General features: G+C 73.6%; 17 protein-coding genes. 9 read left to right on the top strand and 8 right to left on the bottom strand.

Annotated features, from left to right (window positions below):
- Positions 1-90 precede the first annotated feature (90 nt).
- The 6 genes from ABIE39_RS16170 to ABIE39_RS16145 form a co-directional block, all read right to left on the bottom strand.
- Complete coding sequence (locus ABIE39_RS16170; protein ID WP_354052577.1) at positions 91-1,422, bottom strand: RNA polymerase sigma factor; 1,332 nt, start codon at positions 1,420-1,422, stop codon at positions 91-93.
- A 1-nt stretch (position 1,423) separates the two neighbouring features.
- Complete coding sequence (locus ABIE39_RS16165; protein WP_061266624.1) at positions 1,424-1,780, bottom strand: YciI family protein; 357 nt, start codon at positions 1,778-1,780, stop codon at positions 1,424-1,426.
- Positions 1,780-1,950 (bottom strand): hypothetical protein, encoded by a 171-nt coding sequence (locus ABIE39_RS16160; protein WP_186810323.1) that lies wholly within the window; start codon positions 1,948-1,950, stop codon positions 1,780-1,782. The genes ABIE39_RS16165 and ABIE39_RS16160 overlap by 1 nt, the downstream gene beginning before the upstream one ends.
- Positions 1,947-3,539, bottom strand: coding sequence for a glucuronate isomerase (uxaC, locus tag ABIE39_RS16155; protein WP_175007642.1), 1,593 nt, complete (start codon positions 3,537-3,539; stop codon positions 1,947-1,949). Before uxaC ends, ABIE39_RS16160 begins: the two co-directional genes overlap by 4 nt.
- A gap of 168 nt (positions 3,540-3,707) precedes the next feature.
- Positions 3,708-7,079: a 3-keto-alpha-glucoside-1,2-lyase-like domain-containing protein gene (locus tag ABIE39_RS16150; protein WP_354052568.1), complete on the bottom strand. Its 3,372-nt coding sequence runs from the start codon at positions 7,077-7,079 to the stop codon at positions 3,708-3,710.
- A gap of 157 nt (positions 7,080-7,236) precedes the next feature.
- Positions 7,237-8,241, bottom strand: coding sequence for a LacI family DNA-binding transcriptional regulator (locus ABIE39_RS16145; RefSeq protein WP_168945395.1), 1,005 nt, complete (start codon positions 8,239-8,241; stop codon positions 7,237-7,239).
- A 300-nt stretch (positions 8,242-8,541) separates the two neighbouring features.
- Here ABIE39_RS16145 and ABIE39_RS16140 point away from each other — a divergent pair, with 300 nt between their 5' ends.
- The 8 genes from ABIE39_RS16140 (at position 8,542) to ABIE39_RS16105 (ending at position 16,562) form a co-directional block, all read left to right on the top strand.
- On the top strand, positions 8,542-8,832 hold the full coding sequence (locus ABIE39_RS16140; protein ID WP_209828375.1) for an adenine nucleotide alpha-hydrolase family protein: 291 nt from the start codon (positions 8,542-8,544) through the stop codon (positions 8,830-8,832).
- A gap of 348 nt (positions 8,833-9,180) precedes the next feature.
- Positions 9,181-10,008, top strand: coding sequence for a TIM barrel protein (locus ABIE39_RS16135; protein ID WP_175007644.1), 828 nt, complete (start codon positions 9,181-9,183; stop codon positions 10,006-10,008).
- A 68-nt stretch (positions 10,009-10,076) separates the two neighbouring features.
- Positions 10,077-10,967: an ABC transporter permease subunit gene (locus ABIE39_RS16130; protein WP_175007645.1), complete on the top strand. Its 891-nt coding sequence runs from the start codon at positions 10,077-10,079 to the stop codon at positions 10,965-10,967.
- An 88-nt stretch (positions 10,968-11,055) separates the two neighbouring features.
- Positions 11,056-12,078 (top strand): ABC transporter substrate-binding protein, encoded by a 1,023-nt coding sequence (locus ABIE39_RS16125; RefSeq protein WP_354052565.1) that lies wholly within the window; start codon positions 11,056-11,058, stop codon positions 12,076-12,078.
- A 17-nt stretch (positions 12,079-12,095) separates the two neighbouring features.
- Positions 12,096-12,893 (top strand): ABC transporter ATP-binding protein, encoded by a 798-nt coding sequence (locus ABIE39_RS16120; RefSeq protein ID WP_255436958.1) that lies wholly within the window; start codon positions 12,096-12,098, stop codon positions 12,891-12,893.
- The gene (locus ABIE39_RS16115; protein WP_354052563.1) at positions 12,890-13,963 is read left to right on the top strand and encodes a Gfo/Idh/MocA family protein; all 1,074 of its coding nucleotides are present in this window, start codon (positions 12,890-12,892) and stop codon (positions 13,961-13,963) included. The genes ABIE39_RS16120 and ABIE39_RS16115 overlap by 4 nt, the downstream gene beginning before the upstream one ends.
- Positions 13,960-15,444 (top strand): mannitol dehydrogenase family protein, encoded by a 1,485-nt coding sequence (locus ABIE39_RS16110; protein WP_354052561.1) that lies wholly within the window; start codon positions 13,960-13,962, stop codon positions 15,442-15,444. The genes ABIE39_RS16115 and ABIE39_RS16110 overlap by 4 nt, the downstream gene beginning before the upstream one ends.
- Before the next feature lie 2 nt (positions 15,445-15,446).
- Entirely contained in the window at positions 15,447-16,562 is a 1,116-nt protein-coding gene (locus ABIE39_RS16105) for a mannonate dehydratase (protein ID WP_354052575.1), read from the top strand.
- 26 nt (positions 16,563-16,588) lie between these two features.
- Here ABIE39_RS16105 and ABIE39_RS16100 read toward each other — a convergent pair whose 3' ends face one another.
- Complete coding sequence (locus tag ABIE39_RS16100) at positions 16,589-17,005, bottom strand: TIGR03618 family F420-dependent PPOX class oxidoreductase (RefSeq protein ID WP_061266625.1); 417 nt, start codon at positions 17,003-17,005, stop codon at positions 16,589-16,591.
- Positions 17,006-17,128: 123 nt separating this feature from the next.
- On the opposite strand from ABIE39_RS16100, the gene ABIE39_RS16095 reads away from it, so the two are divergent.
- Positions 17,129-18,154, top strand: coding sequence for a 3-oxoacyl-[acyl-carrier-protein] synthase III C-terminal domain-containing protein (locus tag ABIE39_RS16095; protein ID WP_354052560.1), 1,026 nt, complete (start codon positions 17,129-17,131; stop codon positions 18,152-18,154).
- A gap of 23 nt (positions 18,155-18,177) precedes the next feature.
- On the opposite strand, the gene ABIE39_RS16090 is transcribed toward ABIE39_RS16095, so the two are convergent.
- The gene (locus tag ABIE39_RS16090; protein ID WP_354052558.1) at positions 18,178-18,714 is read right to left on the bottom strand and encodes a DUF488 domain-containing protein; all 537 of its coding nucleotides are present in this window, start codon (positions 18,712-18,714) and stop codon (positions 18,178-18,180) included.
- Between the last annotated feature and the right edge of the window lie 32 nt (positions 18,715-18,746).

The raw sequence follows: 18,746 nt of genomic DNA, 5'->3' as shown, positions 1-18,746 counted from the left end.
ACCCTCGACCTGATCACTGAGGTCCGGCAATCAGAGCGATCGCGAGGTCACTTGCTCTGTCGCTCCATGGCCCTCATTAGGAGACACGCCCTAGGTCGAGCTCGCGAGGGGGAGGTCCGTCAGGCGGCGCTCCAGGAGGCGGCGCTCGCCCTCGCGGTCGACGAGCGCGAGCGCGCGGCGCAGGTCGACGGCGGCGTCAGCGGGTCGCCCGGCCCGGACGAGCAGCTCGGCGCGGACGGCGGGCAGCAGGTGGTACTCCGCGAGCGCCGGCTCGTCCGCGACGGCGTCCAGCGCAGCCAGCCCCGCCTCGGCGCCGCGCACCTCCGCGACCGCGACCGCGCGGTTGAGCGCGACGACGGGCGAGCCGGTGAGGTCGAGCAGGACGTCGTAGAGGCCGAGGATCTGCGGCCAGTCGGTCGCGGCCGCGTCGGTGGCCTGGTCGTGGAGCGCCGCGACGGCGGCCTGCACCTGGTACGGCCCGGGCCGCCCGACGGCGAGCGCCGCATCGAGCTCGGCCAGGCCCTCGGCGATCTCGTCGTGCCGCCAGCGGGCGCGGTCCTGCTCGGCCAGGGTCCGCGTGACGCCGTCGGGCCCCACGCGCTCGTCGCGGCGCGCGTGCTGGAGCAGCAGCAGGGCGAGCAGGCCGCGCGTCTCGGGCTCGTCGTCGAGCAGGCGCGCGGTGAGGCGGGCGAGCCGGACGGCGGCGTCGGCGAGCGCGCGCCGCTCGGCCGAGCCCGCGACGGCGTCGGCGGGCTCCGCCCACGCGTCGTACCCCTCGGTGAACAGCACGTACAGCACCGCGAGGACGCCCTCGACGCGCTCGGCCCGCAGCGCGGTCGGCGGCACCCGGAAGGTCATGCCGGTCGCGCGGATGCGGCGCTTGGCCCGGACCAGGCGCTGCGCCATCGTCGCCTCGGGGACGAGGAAGGCGCGCGCGACCTGGGCGGTCGTCATGCCGGTCAGCGACCGCAGGGTGAGCGCGACCCGCGCCTCGGCGGGCAGCGCCGGGTGGCAGCACGTGAAGAGCAGGCGCACGAGGTCGCCGTCCGGGTCGTCGGCGTCCCAGGCGTCGTCGTCGAGGCCGCGCGCGACCTGGTCGAGCACGGGATCCGCTGCCCGACCCCCGCCCCGGTGACGCGGGTCGACGCGCTCGCCCAGGCGGCCCGCCGCGGCGACCCGCTCGGCCTCGACCCGACGACGGCGCAGCACGTCGATCGCGTGGCGGCGCGCGGTCGTCGTCAGCCACGCGCCGGGACGCTCGGGCACGCCGTCGCGGCCCCACGTCCGCAGCGCCGCGGCGAACGCCTCCTGCGCGGACTCCTCGGCCAGGTCGAGGTCGCCCGTGCTGCGCGCGACGGCGCCGAGGACGCGTGCCCACTCGGTGCGGAACGCGTCCTCGACGGGGTCCGTCGCGGGCGTCAGCTCAGGACCCGTCGAGGTCCAGCGGCCATGCAGGGTGCAGCTCGATCGCGCCGCCGTACGCCATGGGGTGCTCGGACGCGATGGCGATCGCGGTGTCCAGGTCGGGGGCCTCCAGGACGTCGAAGCCCGCGATCGACTCCTTCGTCTCGGAGAACGGCCCGTCCGTGACGAGCACCTTGCCGCCCCGGACCCGCACGCCCACGGCGTCCTCGGGCGGGCGCAGCCGGTCGCCGACCACCGCAGCGCCGCTGCCGTAGTGCCGCCCGACCCACTCCTCGATCGGGGCCGCGGCCTCGGCCTCCTCGGGCCGCAGCCCCGGGTCGTCCGGGGTGCCGAGCACGAGCATGAGGTAGCGCATCAGAGGTCCTCCGCCCTCGTCGCCGCGGGCCGGCGGAGCGCCGTCGGCCCGGAGAACGCCACGTCCGCGACGGCCGTCCCGTCCCCGACGCTGCGTCCGTCACGGTACCGCGCACGGTCCGGCGGGTGCTCGCGGTCCGCCGCGAGGATCGTCTCCAGGAACGTCGTCATCGTGCCTCCTCGTCTCGCACGGCCCGTGCGGCCGTACGGGAGGACGACGAAGCCCGGGCGCCGAGATCGACACCTTTCTGCTGCCGTGGCGGTCGGCGGGGTGAGGGGTAGGAGGCGCGCGGCAGGTGGTACGCCAGGTCGACGGCGGTCTCGACCGCCTCGTCCATCTCCAGCCGGTGCTCGGCGACGAGGCGCGCGAGGAACCCGGCGTCGACCCGGCGCGCCAGGTCGTGGCGGGCCGGGACGGAGCAGAACGCCCGGGTGTCGTCGACGAACCCGCTCGTGTTGTAGAAGCCGGCGGAGTCCGTGACGGCCTCCCGGAACCGGCGCATGCCGTCGGGCGTGTCGAGGAACCACCACGGAGCTCCGAGGCGGAGGGCGGGGTACACGCCCGCGAGCGGGGCCAGCTCGCGCGAGAACGCGGTCTCGTCGACCGTGAACGCGATCATGCGGAACCCCGGATGGTGGCCGAACGCCTCGAGGACCGGACGCAGCCCGCGCACGTACTCGGTGCGCTCGGGCACGTCGTACCCCCGGTCGGGTCCGTACGCCTGCACGACGCCGGTGCAGTGGTCGCGCAGCACCCCGGGGTGGAGCTGCATCACGAGCCCGTCCTCGGCGGACATCGCCGCCATCTGGAAGAGCATGTGCGCGGCGAAGGCCCGCGCCTCCGCAGCCGTCGCGACGCCGCGCAGCGCACGGTCGAGCACGTGCGCGGCGTCGACGTCGTCCATGGGGGTCGTGTCGGCCGTGGGGTGACCGTGGTCGGTCGCGCGGGCGCCCGCGGCGACGAACGCGGCGCGGCGCTCGCGGAGGGCGTCGAGGAACGACCGGTAGTCGACGACGTCGGTGCCCGCCGCGGCACCGAGCTCGGCGACCTGGGCGGCCCAGTCCGCCCGGTCCACGCGCAGGACCGGGTCGGGCCGGAACGTCGGCACGACACGCTCACCCCAGCCGTCGGCCGCGAGGCGCGCGTGGTCGACGAGCGGGGACTGGGCGGCGTCGGTGGTCGCGAGCGTCTCGATGCCGAAGCGCTCGAACAGCGCGCGGGGGCGGAACTCCGGTCGCGAGAGCCGGTCGACGAGATGGTCGAACAGCTCGTCCGCCGTGGCGGCGGACGGGCGGACCGGGGCCTCGAAGACCTCGACCAGCGCGTGCTCGAGCCAGTACCGCGTCGGGGTCCCGCGGTAGAGCCGCCACCCGGCGCAGAACCGACGCCAGATCGTCCGGGGATCCGTCGCCGCGGGCGCCGTGCCAGCGGGCGCCGACGCGAGGGGTGCCGCACCGAGGTCCTGCACACCGCGTACGCCCGGCGAGCCGTGCGGCGACGTGCTCTGCGCGACGAGCATCCGGACCAGGTAGTGGTCCGGGGTGACGAGGAGTGCTGCGGGATCGCCGAAGGGCGCGTCGTCCGCGAGGAGCGCGGCGTCGACGTGCCCGTGCATCGAGACGATCGGCAGCCCGCGCGTGGCGTCGTACACCTCGCGGGCGAGGGGCCGCAGAGCCGGGTCCGCGGGCAGCGCGCGGTCGGGGTGCAGGGTCCACGGTGCCGTGGTGGTCCTGGTCTGGTGGTGCGTCGTGCTCGTCACGGGTGTCCTCCGGTGGTGCGCGGGGGGCGGTGGTCCCTCCGGTGCGGACGGGAGCGCGCGCCCTGGTGCGTGGTGGTCTCGGGGCGGGTGCGCAGCACGTCCCGACGACGCGTCGGGCTCGGTGCCGCCCGCGGACGAGCGGGCGGCACCGAGCCCGACGGTGGAGCCTCAGCCGCAGGTCGGCTGACCGTGCTCCGGTGTCGCGACGGTCTCCCGCTCGTCGGAGGTGTCGGACGGGCGAGCGGTGACGGTCACGGACCCTGCCGCCGGTGCCTCGCGTCCTCGGACGGCGAACGCCTGATAGGCGTTGCCGCCGGGAGCGACGCCGGCGAACGTCTTCGACCCGTACGGCGTGTCGAGGACCACGTCCAGCGGGACCTCGTCGTCGTTGAGCGCCCGGACCGCCACGTAGGGCGCGCCGGCGAGGCAACGGACCTCGGCGGTCGCGGTGACCGCGACCTCCTCCGGGCCGGGAGCCTCCGTGCTCGGGAGGCGCTCGATCCAGACGTTCCGGAACCGCGGGTTGAGGCCAGGGTCGCCGTGGTCCTGGAGCTTGACGTACCCCGACGTCGGACCCTCGTCCTTGCCGTTGCCGGTCTTGCCGTCGACGGCGACGTCGTCGTGCACGAGCTGCCCGTTCCACACGAGCGTGATGCGGGCGTCCTCGGTCTTGGTGCCGTCCGGGCCGAAGCGCGCGGCACGGAACTCGAGGTCGTAGGTCTGCCAGGTGCCCATCGGGGTCGCCGCGTTCACGTCGGGGGCCTTCTTCAGGTAGATGGCCCCCGCGTCGTTGTTCTTCGGCGGGTCGATCCCGAACGACTCGAGCACCTGGACCTCGTAGCGCTCCTGGATGTAGACGCCGCTGTTGCCGCGTGCCTGGCCCGTGACCTCGGGCCCGTGCTCGGGCTGGTACCACTCGATGTGCATGCGGAAGTCGTCGAACCTCTCCTTCGTGCGGATGTCGCCGCCGAAGGACTCGAACGAGCCGTCCGCGATCGGCCACGTCGCGGGCCCGCCCCCGTTGACCGCGGCCCACGCGTCCAGGTCGTCGCCGTCGAAGAGCGTGATGCGTTCGCTCGGGGTGACCGTGAGGCTGTCGAGGTTGACGTGACCGATGTCGTCGTCGTCGTGCCGGATCGTGATGGTGTTCGCACCCTCGCGCAGCGGCACCGTCTCGACCTGCGTCGCCCAGGCCGACCAGCTCACGGTGCTGTCGAACCAGACCTGCTTGAGCTTCTCGCCGTTGACGTACAGGCTCAGGTTCCGCGGGGTCGGTCGCGGGTCGCTGTTCTGTCCGTTGGCGTACCGGATCGCGAGGTCGTGGGGCCCGGCCTCCTCGGTGCGGACCGCAAAGGTGGTCTGTGCGCCCGGCTCCCAGTTGCGGTCGACGAAACCGCTGCCCGAGTAGCCGGCGTGGTTGCTGTTCCAGCCGGCACCGCCGGAGATGTCGGCGGCCTCGGCCTCGTAGACGGGCGGCGCGACGGAGCCGTCCGGCAGGCGCGTGAGCGTGTACCAGGCCTCGGTGCTCCACAGCTCCTGTCCGCTCTCGGACGCGAAGGGTCGCGGGGAGTGGACGTTCACGACCCGCCCCGGCTTCAGCCCGTCGACCTGCAGCGTCACGGTCTTCCGGTCCGCGGAGACGGCCGCGGCCGTGACGTCGAGGTCCTCCTCGTCGACCTTGGGTCCGCCGTACTGCGGTGTCGCGACGTAGCGCCACTGCGACGCCGTGTACCTCGACGCGAGGTCCTGCGCGGTCTCCTCGGACAGCGGCTGCGTGTACTCGATCTCGAACCCGCCCTCGACCGCGCGCATCGCGAGCATGTCGAACGCGTGGTTGTCGTCGTACGTGAGCTTCTGCAGCCCGTACGAGAGCTTGCCCGCCTGGCCCCAGTTGCCCGACCAGCCGATCCCGCCGACGTAGATCGCGCCGTCGGGGCCGACGCTCGTCCGGCTCACACCGGACTCCAGGCCCTGCGTCATGCGGAAGACGGCGCCCTGCTCCTGGCCGGCGACGTCCTCGAGGTACGCACGCTGGAGACCGCCGTAGGTCACGTCGCCGATCGCCAGCTGACCGGCGAACACGCCCTCGGTGAGCACGACCGGGTTGCTCGGCGAGTTCGAGATCTCGCTGTGCGGCATCCACAGGACGGGCTCGGTGACGGGCTGGTCGTCGTACGGGCCGTCGGGGTTCGTGAAGTGGTTGTAGAACGCGCCCTCCTCGACGCGGACCAGCTTCGACGTCGGGATGCGGACACCCTGGTTGTCGGTGACGTACATGCCACCGTCGGCGCCCCAGCCGAGGCCGTTCGGCGTGCGCAGGCCGCCCGCGACGTACTCGACCTCCCCGGTCTCCCTGCTGATCTTCATGACCGAGCCGCGGTTCTCGGCGAGCTGCGGGTCGAGCGAGTTACCGCCGGGCACCATGGCGATGCCGGTGGTGACGTAGAAGTACCCGTCCTCGTAGAGCAGGCCGAACGCGAACTCGTGGTAGTTGCCGCCGAACGGCCAGGTCGCGATCGTGTCGTGCTCGTCGGCGACCTCGTCGCCGTCGGTGTCGACGAGCGCGGTCAGCCCGTCCTTCTCGGACACGTAGATCGTGCCGTCGACGTACTTCAGACCCATCGGCTCGGTGAGGCCCTCGGCGACCTTGGTGTAGGTCACGTCGTCCGCGCCGGTGTCCCCCTGGACGTGGTCGACCAGGTAGACCTCGCCGCGCTGCGTGAGCCGGTCGCCTCCCCACGTGGAGATGGCCAGACGGCCGTCGGGTAGCCAGTCCATGCCGGTCACCTGGGGCTGGAAGCCCTCGGGGCGCAGGTCCGTCAGGGTGTAGTCGGGGTGCACCTCGGTGAGCGGCAGACCGTCGCCCGGGGCCTCGGTGACGCCTTCGCACTCCTTGCGGCCGGGCGAGGTGACACGCGTGACGTCGGCGTCGGTGCTCAGCACGGAGGTCGGGACCACGACGTAGCCCGAGGCGCCCGGGGGGCGCCACTCGAGCTTGAGCCGCTGGTCGAACTCGCCGTCGAAGTGGTCGATGCGCAGTGCGCGGTAGCCCGGCTCGAGCTCGATCGACCCCTCCTTGGACGTCGCGCCGTGGCGACCCGGGTGGTCGACGACGAGCTGGTCGTCCAGGAGCAGCCGCGCTCCGTCGTCGTTCGTGATGCGGAAGTCGTACGTGCCGGCCGCGGGGACGTTCAGATATCCCGTCACCTCGGTGACGAACTTGTCCGTGAGGCCGAAGTCGGCGGCCGTGGTCCAGTCGATCGTCGGCATGATCTTGTCGACGTTGGGCGTCTGCCCGGGCTTGAGCGTGCAGTAGTCGTCGAGGATGACCTGCACGTCGAAGACGCGCAGGGTGACGCCTGGCTCCTGGGGGCGGATGTCGGCCTGGGTCGCGGCGGGGACGGCGGTCGGTGCCGCTGCCTGGGCGGTCAGCACGCCCGACGGGAGGGCGAGCGCGGCGATCGTCGCGACGACGGCGCGCCGTCGTCTGCGCCGTGCTGCGCCGTGCGGAGGTCGTACCAGGTTCGAGGGGTGGTCCATCTGCCTGCCTCTCCATCGAGGGCCGTGCGTGTCCGGGACGGTGCGCGGGGCGCGCATCGGTGCGCGCCGTGCGGTCACTATCCGGGGGCGTGCGCGGCCGGGGCAACGAGTTGCCACTTGTTGCCCTTGCCGGTCGACGTGGTGCGCCCTCGGCGGTTCAGCCCGGACGACCGGTCGAGCCTCGCTCCACGAGCTTGGCCGGCAGGAGGGTCGGTCCGACAGCAGCCGGGGGCGACGAGCGCAGCTGGGCCAGGAGACGCTGGACGGCGAACGACCCGAAGTGGCGCAGCGGAGCGGCGACCGTGGTGAGCGGGGGCGTGCAGAAGTCCGACCCGAAGATGTTGTCGAACCCGACGACGCTCATGTCCCGGGGCACGTCGACGCCGAGCCGACGCATGCCGCGCATGGCTCCGATCGCGATGAGGTCGTTGTAGGCGACGACCGCCGTCGCGGCGTGCGCGACGAGCGCCTTCGCCGCGGAGAGCCCGCCGGCGAGCGTGGGTGCGTAGGGGCCGACCCGACGGGCCTGCACGTCGACCTCGCGCGTCGCCTCGCGGAACGCCCGCCAGCGCATCCCGTCGGCCCACGACGCCTCCGGCCCGGCGGCGTAGGCGAGGCTCGTGTGCCCGAGACCGGCGAGGTGCTCGACGGCGCTGCGCATGCCCTGGGCGTTGTCCGTGAGCACGCTCGGGACGTCGGTGACGTGCCGGTTCATGACGACCGTCGGGCGCTGCTTCGCGGCGACGCGGATCGAGGAGTCCGAGAGCCGGGACGTCGCGAGGATCATGCCTTCCACGAGGGGGAGGGTGCGGTCCAGGGCCCGGCGCTCGGCCTCGTCGGACTCGTGCGCGTCCACCATGAGCAGCGTGTACCCGGCGTCCTGGGCGGTCTTCTCGGCGCCACGGAGGATCTCGAAGAAGAACGGGTTGGTGACGTCCGCGACGACGATCCCGAGCAGGGAGGTCCGGCCGGTCGGGAGCCCGCGGGCGAGCGGGTCGGTCCGGTAGCCGAGCTCGCTGGCGATTTGCCGGATGCGTTCCGCGGTCTGGGCGTTGACGCGGCCGGGCCGCGAGAAGGCCCGCGACACGGTCGAGGGCGCGACGCCGGCCGCCTGGGCGACGTCGTAGATCGTCGGGCTGGCACCATTGCCGGCGGGGGTCATGCGGTCGGACTGTAACGTTGCTGACAGCGTCGGACAACAACCGGTTGTCGTCGTCGTGTCGCGCGGGGACGGTGCCGGAGGCAACCGACGGCAACTCCTTGACGGTCACCGGGGTGCGCCGTCCAATGGCTCCGTGAAGCCGCGACCGACCCCGTCCTCGACCCTGCCGACGGTTCGGCGCGGACCGGGTGCCAGGCCGCCAGGCTCGGACTCTGCAGCACCCGCACCCGCACCCGCGGCCGCGCCGGCGCCCCCGTCGCACCGGTGCCCACGGTGAGGCGCACCGCCACCTCGCCGGTCGTGACCGGCCCTGGACCGGACCCGGTCGACCGCACGGCCACGGTCGACGGGCCGGCTGCGGTCGAGAAGGCGGTGCAGGTGGAGACGGCCGAGAGCGAGCTGCGGCGGCTCGGCCTCGACGCCCTGCGGGTCCACCACCACGGTGACCTCGCTCGCGTCGAGGCGCCCTCCGTGGAGCTGCTCGCGGTCGCGAGCGAGCCGCTGCGCGGCGAGGTGCTCCGGGCAGTCCGGTCGGCGGGGTTCCGTCTCGTCGCGCTCGACCTCGCCGGGCCGCCCGACCCCGCTGCCTGACGGCGGCCCTCGTCGACCGGTGGCAACCGGTGGCAACCGGTACCGGGCGCGCGCAGGCGAGCGCACGTTCCCGCACGCACCCGCGGAACCCGGCGGTGGTCGTGCCCGACTCGCTCCGACGGCGTCGGGGGGCAACAAGTGGCAACTCGTTGTCCGCCGAGAAGCCCGCCCCTACTGTCCATGCCAGGCGCACCGAGAACGAGCTCCGTGCGCCGGACCTCGACACCGTCTCGTCGACGACCCGCCTCACCTCCGTGCACCGCCCCGTCCGGCGCCTCCCCGCGTCGTCGGGAGCCGGACGGCGGTCGCCGCGCCGTCGCCGGGAGACGACCAGAAGGAGGACGTGCGATGTGGACGCTCTCGGGCTTCGCGGACGAGATCTCGCCCGACGTCGAGACGCAGTGCGTCGTCGCCGCCGAGCTGGGGCTGCGCTTCGTCGAGCTCCGCAGCGCGTGGGGGACGAACATGCTCGACCTCGACGCCGACCAGCGCGCTGAGGTCGCGCGCCTGCTGCACCGCCACGACCTGAGGGTCTCGAGCATCGGCTCGCCCGTGGGCAAGATCTCGGTCGACGACGACTTCGACCCGCACCTCGACCGGATGCGGCACGCCGCGCGGCTCGCGCAGGAGCTCGGGGCGCCGTACGTGCGGGTGTTCTCGTTCTTCGTGCGGCCGGGGACGGACCCGGCGACCGTGCGCGACGACGTCCTGCGGCGGATGCGGGCGCTCGCCGAGGTCGCGCGCACAGCGGGCGTCGTGCTGGTCCACGAGAACGAGAAGCACGTCTACGGCGACACGCCGGAGCGGTGCCTCGACGTCGTCGAGTCGGTGGGGTCGGAGCATCTCGCGCTCGCCTGGGACTCGGCGAACTTCGTCCAGGTGGGCGTCGCGCCCTACACCGACGGGTACGCGCTGCTGCGCCCGTACCTCGAGTACGTGCAGGTCAAGGACGCGCTCGCGGCGACGGGGGCCGTCGTGCCCGCCGGCCGCGGCGACGGCCAGGTCGTGGAGACGGTCCGTGCCCTGCGGGACGACGGGTTCGACGGGTTCTTCTCGCTCGAGCCGCACCTCAGCGACGCCCATGCCCTCGGCGGCTTCTCCGGACCCGAGCTGTTCACCGAGGCGTGGGAGGCCTTCACCACGATCCTCGAGGCCGAAGGGGTGCCCTACCGATGACGAGTGCACCGCCCCCGGACGTCCCGCGCCGCACCCACCCCCGCACCACGACCATGGAGGACCGCAGGATGACGACAGCCCAGGACGTGCGACCCGCCCGCCCCGCGCCGGGACCTCCTGCGACGCCCCGACGGGTGCGCTCGGGTGCCCGGGCCGCGACGTCGCTGGGTGCGCGCACGGTCGCCGTCGCGTCTGCGGCGTGGCGGCCGGCGCTCGTGCTCCTCGCCCTGTTCGCGGTGTGGTGGTTCGTCGCATGGCGCGAGCTCGTCCCTGCCTACCTCGTCCCGTCGCCGGGCGCCGTTCGGGACACGATGGTCGCGGACTGGCCGATGCTGCTCGAGCACACGTGGGTCACCACGATGGAGACGGTCGTCGGGTTCGTCCTCGCGGCGGCGATCGGCGTCGCGACCGCGGTGCTCCTCGTGTACTCCCCGACCGCGGAGAAGTCGCTCTACCCCCTGATCCTCTTCGCCCAGGTGATCCCCAAGATCGCGATCGCCCCGATCCTCGTGGTGTGGTTCGGGTTCGGCGCGACGCCCAAGATCGTCCTCGCGGTGCTCATCGCGTTCTTCCCGGTCGTCGTCTCGGCCGTCGCCGGTCTGCGGTCGATCGACCCCGAGCTGCTGGAGATGTCCGCGACCATGGGTGCGTCGCGCTGGAAGACGTTCCGCAAGATCCGCTTCCCCGGGTCCCTTCCCCAGCTCATGTCCGGGCTCAAGGTCGCGGTCACCCTCGCGGTCGTCGGCGCTGTCGTGGGTGAGTTCGTCGGCGCCGACCGCGGCCTCGGGTACGTGCTCCTCCTGGCGAGCGGCAACCTCGACGCGCCTCTGCTGTTCGCCGACCTCATCCTCATGTCGCTCATCGGCGTCGTGCTCTTCCTCCTGGTCGAGCTGCTCGAGCGGCTCCTCATCCCGTGGCACGCGTCGCGGCGCGGGAACCTCGTCCTCGCGGCGTCATGACGTCCCGGGACACCGGCGGCCGCCGGGTCCCGGTCCAGCACACCCCGCCCCTCGACGACGAGGCGGCACGAGCAGAAGGGCTCTTCCCATGCGCGGTGGACAGTTCGCAGTGACGCTGGCGGTGGCCGGCGCCGTGGTGGCAGGGACGGCGGCCTGCGGGCAGCCCGACCCGGCACCGCCCGGCGGCGAAGGGAGCGCGGACCTCACCGAGGTCACCGTCACCCTCAACTGGGTCCCGTACGGCGAGCACGCGCCGTTCTACTACGGCGTCGACCAGGGGATCTTCGAGGAGGAGGGCATCGACCTCACCATCCAGCCGGGGAACGGGTCGGGGAACACGGTCCAGCAGGTGGCGCAGCGCAACACGGACTTCGGGTGGGCGGACACACCCCCGCTGGCCAACGCGATCAGCTCCGGGATGCCCGTGCGCAGCGTGGGCGTCTTCCTGCAGACCGGACCGAGCTCCGTCGAGTTCTTCGCCGACCAGGGCATCGCCGAACCCGCCGACCTCGTCGGCAAGACCGTCGGGGGCACGCCCGGCGACGCGATGTACGGCACGTTCCCGGCGTGGCTCGAGCTCAACGGCGTGGACCCTGCGGACGTGACGGTGGTCAACGTCGACGCGGCGGGCAAGATCGCCGCCCTCATCGAGGGCAAGGTGGACGCCATCCAGGGGTTCCACCACGACCAGGCGCCGACCATCGAGAACCAGACCGGGGAGGAGGTCGACGCGCTGCCCTTCGCCGACTTCGGGATGAACCTTCTCGGCACCGGTCTGGTCGCCAACGAGCGGCTCATCGCCGACGACCCGGACCTCGTCGCGGCGATGGTGCGCGCGACCTCCCGTTCCTTCCTCGCGGCCGCCGAGGACCCCGAGGGCGCGGTCGCGGCGATGGCGGACGGCGCCGAGCAGGCGCCGGACGACGCGGTCCTGGCGGCCCAGCTCGCCGCGACGATCGAGCTGCTCGGGCTCGACGAGGCCCCCGCTCCGGGCGTCAACGGCGAGGAGCAGTGGACGAGCACGCTGACGTTCCTCTCCGAGAACACCGACTTCGACGGTGGCACCACCCCCGCCGACTTCTGGGACGGCTCCTTCGGGGCGGACCTGTGACGGCGGCCCCGGAGCGGGTGGCTCCGAGCATCGACACCCGAACGGAACCGGTCATCGAGGTCCGCGACCTCACCATGCGGTTCGCGTCGAAGCGGTCCGAGACGGTGGCTCTCGACGACGTGTCGCTGACCGTCCGGGCCGGCGAGCTCGTGACGATCGTCGGGCCGTCCGGCTGCGGCAAGTCGACGCTTCTCAAGATCGTCGCGGGTCTCACGGCGTACACCGAGGGCGAGGTGCGCCTCAACGGTCAGGTCGTCACGCGTCCCCAGCGCGACATCGGCTTCGCGTTCCAGCGCTCGGCGCTGCTCGAGTGGCGCGGGGTGCGCAAGAACATCCTGCTCCAGGCCGAGATGCGCGGGATGGACCGGCGTCGCGCCCAGGAGCGCGCCGACGCGCTCATCGAGCTCACCGGGCTCACCGGCTTCGAGAAGGCGCTGCCGCACGAGCTCTCCGGTGGCATGCAGCAGCGCGTCGCCCTGTGCCGGGCGCTCCTGCACGAGCCGCGGGTGCTGCTCATGGACGAGCCCTTCGGCGCGCTCGACGCTCTCACGCGCGAGCAGATGAACATCGAGATGAACCGCATCTGGCGGGAGACGGGGACGACGATCGTGCTCGTCACCCACTCCGTGCCGGAGGCCGTGTTCCTGGGCAGCCGGATCGTCGTCATGAGCCGCCGCCCGGGCCGGATCGTCGAGACGCTCGAGCCGGGGCTGCCCGCCGAGCGCGACTACGGGGCGACCCTCGTCGACCCGCGGTTCACCGGTGCTGCCGAGCGGCTGCGCGACCTGCTGGGCGCCAGCCACGTGGTCGAATGAGCGGGGTCGTGGTCGGGGGCCCGAGTGCCGCGGGAGCCGTCGGGGTCGGCATCGTCGGGTCAGGCAGCATCGGCGCGCTGCACGCGCGGGCGCTGCGCGACCTGCACCCGCGGGCGCGCCTCGTCGCGTACAGCGGGCGCGACCTGCCCGACGTCGCGGCGAGCGGCGTCCGGCCGGTGCGTACGACGGCGGACGACGTGGTCCGCCGCCCGGACGTCGACGTCGTCGCGGTCTGCACCCCGAGCGGGAGCCACGCGCGGCTCGCGCTCGCCGCGCTCGAGGCCGGCAAGCACGTGGTCGTGGAGAAGCCGCTCGCGCTCACCGTCGAGGACGCGCTGCGCGTGGAGCGGGTCGCGCGCGAGCGGGGACGCCTCGTCTCGATGATCGCGCAGCGCCGTTTCGAGCCGCAGCACCAGGTGCTGCGGCGCGCGCTCGACCAGGGCGCGCTGGGCGACCTGCGGCTCGTCGCGACGCACGTCCCGTGGTTCCGCGACGACGACTACTACGCGGCCGCGTCGTGGCGGTCGGACGAGCGAGAGGGCGGCGGCTCGCTCGTCAACCAGGGCGTCCACAACGTCGACCTCCTGCGGTGGTTCTGCGGACCGGTCGAGTCCGTGACCGCCCAGGCCGCGACCCTCGCGCGCCCGACGGGCGCCGAGGACACCACGGTCGCGACCCTGCGCCTGGCGTCCGGCGGTCTCGGGGTCGTCACGACGACGACGACGACCCCGCCCGGCTTCGTCGCGACCCTGACGCTCCACGGGTCGCGCGGCTCCGTCGAGCTCGCGCAGGACGAGGTGGTCCGGTGGGACGTCCCGGGCGTCCCCGCTCCCGCGTCCGGCAGTGCGGCGGGCGGGGCCGCGGACCCGCTGGCGATCGGGCACGCCGGTCACCGTGCACAGTGGGAACGGGTGCTCGCGGCGCTCGACGGCGCGGAGCCGCCACCGGTGGGGCCCGCCGACGCCGTGGAGACCGTCCGGCTCCTGTGCGCGATCCGGGAGGCGGCCGCGACCGGGCGCGCCGTCCGTCCGGCCGACCTCGCGCGCGTCGGACCCCGGGAGGCGGCGTGACGACGCGGCTCCACCGGGGCGGACCGCCGTCGCTCCGGCCCGCGCCGGTCGACCCGGCGGAGGTCGGCATCGTCCATCTCGGGATCGGCGCGTTCCACCGGGCGCACCAGGCGGTCGTCACGGAAGACGCCGCGCTGGCCACGGGGGAGGACCGTTGGGGGATCCTCGGTGTGACCCAGCGCTCCGCGGCCGTGCGGGACCAGCTCCGTCCGCAGGGTGGCGTCTACACCGTGCTGACGGTCAGCACCCGGGAGGCGACCGCGCGGGTCATAGGTTCCGTGACGGACGTGGCGTGGCCGGCCGAGGAGACGCCACGCATCCTCGCGACGATCGCTGCGCGCACGACGCACATCGTGACGCTCACCGTCACCGAGAAGGGGTACGCGCGCCGCGCCGACGGGGACCTGGACACGGAAGCGGTACGCGACGACCTCGGCCTGCTCGCCGCGGAGGAGACGGGTGAGGGCGCGGACCAGGAACCCGGGCCGGCCACGACCGCCGTCGGGCTGCTGGTCCGCGGGCTGGCCGCGCGCCGCCGGGCCGGCGGCGCGCCGCTCACCGTGGTGAGCTGCGACAACCTCGCCGACAACGGCCGCGTGCTCGCCCGCCTCGTGCGCCAGGCGGTCGACGCCGCGCTCCCCGGCCGCACGGGCGACGCGCTGCGTTGCTGGCTCGCGTCGGCGGTGACGTTCCCGTGCACCATGGTGGACCGGATCGTGCCCGCCACCACGTCGGCGCACCGTGGGGAGGTCGCGGAGCTCCTCGGCGCGCGCGACGAGGGCGTCGTCGTCGCGGAGCCGTTCCTCCAGTGGGTCGTCGAGGACCGCTTCGCCGGGCCACGCCCGGCGTGGGAGCTCGGCGGCGCGACGCTCACGAGCGACGTCGCGCCGTACGAGCGCGCCAAGCTGCGTCTGCTCAACGGGGCGCACTCGTACCTCGCCTACGCCGGGTCGCTGGCAGGCCACGCCACCATCGCCGACGCTGTCGCCGACCCGGTGCTGGCGGCCGGGGCCCGCGCGCTGCAGGCCGATGCTCTGGAGACGCTCGAGGCGCCGGAAGGCGTCGATCTGCCTGCCTACGCCGAGGCCCTGCTGGGTCGGTTCGCGAACCCCGCGACGGGCCACGCGACCCGGCAGGTCGCCATGGACGGCACGTCGAAGATCCCGGTGCGGTGGGGGACGACGCTCGGCGACCTCCTCGCGAGCCGGCCTCACGGCGTGCACGCGCCGGGCGTCGTCGGTGCCCTCGCCGCCTGGGCCACGTTCGTCGTGACGGAGGTACGGGCCGGGCGTCCCCTGGACGACCCGCGCGGCGACGAGCTGCGCACGGCCGTGCAGGGGGCGCCCGACCAGGCGGCGGCCGCCCGCGCGCTCGTCCGCCTCACGGGGCTGCTCCCGGGCGTGGAGGACGTCCGGCTGGACGAGGTCGCCGACGCGGTCGTCGGCGCGATCAGGACGAGAGACGAGGTGGGTGCCCGGTGAAGATGGGTTTCCGGTGGTACGGCGAGGGCAACGACACGGTGACGCTGGACCACGTCCGGCAGATCCCCGGGGTCGAGACGATCGTCTGGAGCCTCCACGGCAAGCAGGCGGGCGAGGCGTGGGGGCAGGCGGAGATCGACGCGGAGGTCGCGAGGATCACCGGTCTGTCCGCCGCGGCTCGAGCGCGAGGGATCACCCGGACCTTCGACGCCGACGTCGTCGAGTCGGTGAACGTGCACGAGTCGATCAAGCTCGGGAGGACGGTCCTCGGCCTGAGCCGCGACGAGGCGATCGACAACTACGTGACGACGATCCGCCGGCTGGGCCGGGCGGGCGTGAAGGTCGTCTGCTACAACTTCATGCCCGTCCTGGACTGGTTGCGCACCGACCTCTGGCACCCGCTGCCCGACGGCTCGACGGCGCTCTTCTTCGAGCGCGCCGTCGTCGACTCCTGGACGCCGCAGCGTCTCGTCGCCGAGATGGAGACGAGCACGCACGGCCTCACGCTGCCCGGGTGGGAGCCCGAGCGGCTCGCGAGCCTCGCAGAGCTCGACGCCGCCTACGAGGGGGTGACCCACGACGACATGTACGCGCACTACCGGTACTTCCTGGACGCCGTGATCCCCGCGTGCGAGGAGGCCGGGGTACGGCTGGGCGTGCACCCGGACGACCCGCCGTTCGACGTCTTCGGCTGGCCGCGCGTCGTCTCGACCAAGGACGACCTGGCACGTGTCCTGGCCCTCCACGACAGCCCCTATCACGGTCTGACGCTGTGCCTCGGCAGCTTCTCCGCGAACCCCGAGCAGGACGCCGTCGACGCGGTGCGCACGTTCATGGACCGCATCCACTTCACCCACGTGCGGAACATCAAGCACCTGGGAGACGGGGACTTCACCGAGGTCGCGCACCGGGCGTGCGAGGGCAGCGTCGACACGACGGGCATCATGCGCGCGTATGCGGAGGCCGACTACCGGGGCTATGTCCGCCCCGACCACGGGCGGCACCTGTGGGACGAGAACACGACCGCCAAGCCGCGACCCGGCTACGGCCTGTACGACCGCGCGCTCGGGATCCAGTACCTGCTCGGCGCGTGGGACGCGTTCCGCCACGGCGGGTGACGACCGGTGCCGGGCGGCGGGCGGCGCTACGCGTCGTCGCCGGCCTTCGCCTCGCCCCAGCCGTACCAGCGCTCGACCTCGACCCAGGCGCTGACGCGCGGGTCGGTCCGGTTCGCGTACTCGTGGCCGGTGTAGTGGCGCGAGATGCGGTCGATGTCGGCCAGGCCCTCGTCGGCGCGCAGCTCGACGACGCGCCCGATGAGCGTCACGTGCGTGTACCAGTTCTCGTCGAGCACGGTGAGCGAGACGCGAGGGTCGTTCCGCAGGTGCTTGAGCCGCACGCGGGACTCGTCGAGGTTGACGAGCACGCGGCCGTCGTCCTCCCACACGTACCAGGTCGCGGCGGTGACGGGCGCGCCGTCGGAGCGCACCGTCGCCATGACGGCGGCGTTCGGGCGGCGGAGCATCTCGACGAGACGGGAGGGCAGCGGCGGACGGGACACGACGGCTCCTTCGGTGGCACGACGGCGGACCTCCCGACGGTACGTCACAGGTGTGGCGCACGACCTCCCGGAGGTCGCGCGGAGCGTTCTGACGACGAGCGGCCGCGTGACATGATCGTCCTCATGCTCACTCCCGCCACCGGCGCGGCCGGGTCGCGCATCGTCGGCCTCGGTCACTTCCAGCCCGAGAAGACGCTGACGAACGACGACGTCGCGCAGCTCGTCGAGACCAACGACGAGTGGATCCGCTCGCGGACGGGCATCGTCACGCGGCACGTCGCGGACGACGACACGACCGTCGCCGACATGGCGACCGCGGCGGCTCGCCACGCGCTCGACGACGCGGGCGTCGACCCGGCCGAGGTCGACCTCGTCATCGTCGCCACGGCGACCGCGACGGACCGCTCGCCCAACACGGCGGGCCGTGTCGCGTACCACCTGCGCACGGGGGTCATGCCCGGGCAGTCGACGCCCGAGGAGGCGTCCGAGCTGGACCTGCGGGGCGTCGTCGGGCCGGCGGTGCTCGACGTGAACGTCGCGTGCTCCGGCTTCGCCCACTCCGTCGGCCTCGCCGACCAGGCGATCCGCGCCGGCTCGGCCCGCACGGCCGTCGTGATCGGCGCGGAGAAGCTCACCGCGTTCACCGACTGGACCGACCGCAGCACGTGCATCCTCACCGCCGACGGCGCCGGAGCGGCCGTGCTGCGCGCGACGGACGGGCCCGGCGTCGGCCCGGTCACCTGGGGCTCCGAGCCCGACCTCACCCCGGCCGTGCTCATCGAGGCGCCGCAGGAGAAGTTCGCCCAGGACGGTCGCGCCGTCTTCAAGTGGGCCATCACGCGCGCCGCCGAGCGCGCGCGCACCGTCGTGGAGCGCTCCGGCGTCTCGCTCGACGACATCGAGGTGCTCGTCGCGCACCAGGCGAACCTGCGCATCATCGAGCCCCTCGCGAAGGCGCTCGGGCTGGAGTCCAAGGTCGTCGTCACGGACATCGTCGAGTCCGGCAACACGTCCGCGGCGTCCATCCCGCTCGGGCTCTCCAAGTGGTGGCACGCGGGCAAGATCCCCGCGGGCGTCCCCGCGCTCCTCTTCGGCTTCGGCGGCGGCTTCGCGTGGGCGGGCCAGGTCGTGGAGACCCCGACCCGCTGACGCGGGGCGACGAGCCCGCTGCGTCAGCCCGCCGTGTGGTCCGGCTCGGGCGGGTACCAGACGCGCGTGCCCTCGACGCGGGCGAAGGACGTCAGGGTGTGGGGCCGTGGCGCGGCGTCGGAGACGATGTCGCGCACCTCGACACCGCGGACGACGAGCGCGTCCCCGACGAGCGACCGGTGGCAGCGCCACGGGACGGCCTCCGCGCACATCAGCACGAGGTCGTCGTGGGCGCTGCGCCGCACGAGGTCGTCGACCGCGGCGCCGAACTCCGGAGTCTGCATCTGGTCCGCGTACCCGCGGAACGACAGGTTGCGCCACGCGCCGTTCGGGCTGTCGGGACGGGCGTGCCGCAGGCCGCCGAGCGCGCGCACCCACCGGTACGTGATCCCGTGGGACCGCAGGACGGGCGCCAGGGCGTCCTGGCCGAACTGGGGGTTGTGCCGCGACCGCGGTACCGTCCGGACGTCGACCAGACGGCGGATGTCGTTTCCCCGGAGGAGCGCAAGGAACTCCTCGACCGGACGCGTGGAGTGCCCCACCGTGTACACGACGCTCACCCGGCCACTCTAGGAAGGCACCGCGTCCCCGG

The sequence above is a fragment of the Cellulosimicrobium sp. 4261 genome, from assembly GCF_040546915.1.
Classification (GTDB): domain Bacteria; phylum Actinomycetota; class Actinomycetes; order Actinomycetales; family Cellulomonadaceae; genus Cellulosimicrobium; species Cellulosimicrobium cinnabarinum.
The sequence above is the reverse complement of the archived record's forward strand: the minus strand, read 5'-3'. Positions and strand labels throughout refer to the sequence as shown.

Excerpts from the sequence above, each read along its gene's own strand:
- ABIE39_RS16145 (WP_168945395.1), bottom strand. The coding sequence starts at position 8,241 with ATGACCCCCGCCGGCAATGGTGCCAGCCCGACGATCTACGACGTCGCC.
- ABIE39_RS16115 (WP_354052563.1), top strand. The coding sequence starts at position 12,890 with ATGAGCGGGGTCGTGGTCGGGGGCCCGAGTGCCGCGGGAGCCGTCGGG.
- ABIE39_RS16105 (WP_354052575.1), top strand. The coding sequence starts at position 15,447 with ATGGGTTTCCGGTGGTACGGCGAGGGCAACGACACGGTGACGCTGGAC.
- ABIE39_RS16125 (WP_354052565.1), top strand. The coding sequence starts at position 11,056 with ATGCGCGGTGGACAGTTCGCAGTGACGCTGGCGGTGGCCGGCGCCGTG.
- ABIE39_RS16165 (WP_061266624.1), bottom strand. The coding sequence starts at position 1,780 with ATGCGCTACCTCATGCTCGTGCTCGGCACCCCGGACGACCCGGGGCTG.
- ABIE39_RS16130 (WP_175007645.1), top strand. The coding sequence starts at position 10,077 with ATGACGACAGCCCAGGACGTGCGACCCGCCCGCCCCGCGCCGGGACCT.
- ABIE39_RS16095 (WP_354052560.1), top strand. The coding sequence starts at position 17,129 with ATGCTCACTCCCGCCACCGGCGCGGCCGGGTCGCGCATCGTCGGCCTC.
- ABIE39_RS16135 (WP_175007644.1), top strand. The coding sequence starts at position 9,181 with ATGTGGACGCTCTCGGGCTTCGCGGACGAGATCTCGCCCGACGTCGAG.
- ABIE39_RS16150 (WP_354052568.1), bottom strand. The coding sequence starts at position 7,079 with ATGGACCACCCCTCGAACCTGGTACGACCTCCGCACGGCGCAGCACGG.
- ABIE39_RS16160 (WP_186810323.1), bottom strand. The coding sequence starts at position 1,950 with ATGACGACGTTCCTGGAGACGATCCTCGCGGCGGACCGCGAGCACCCG.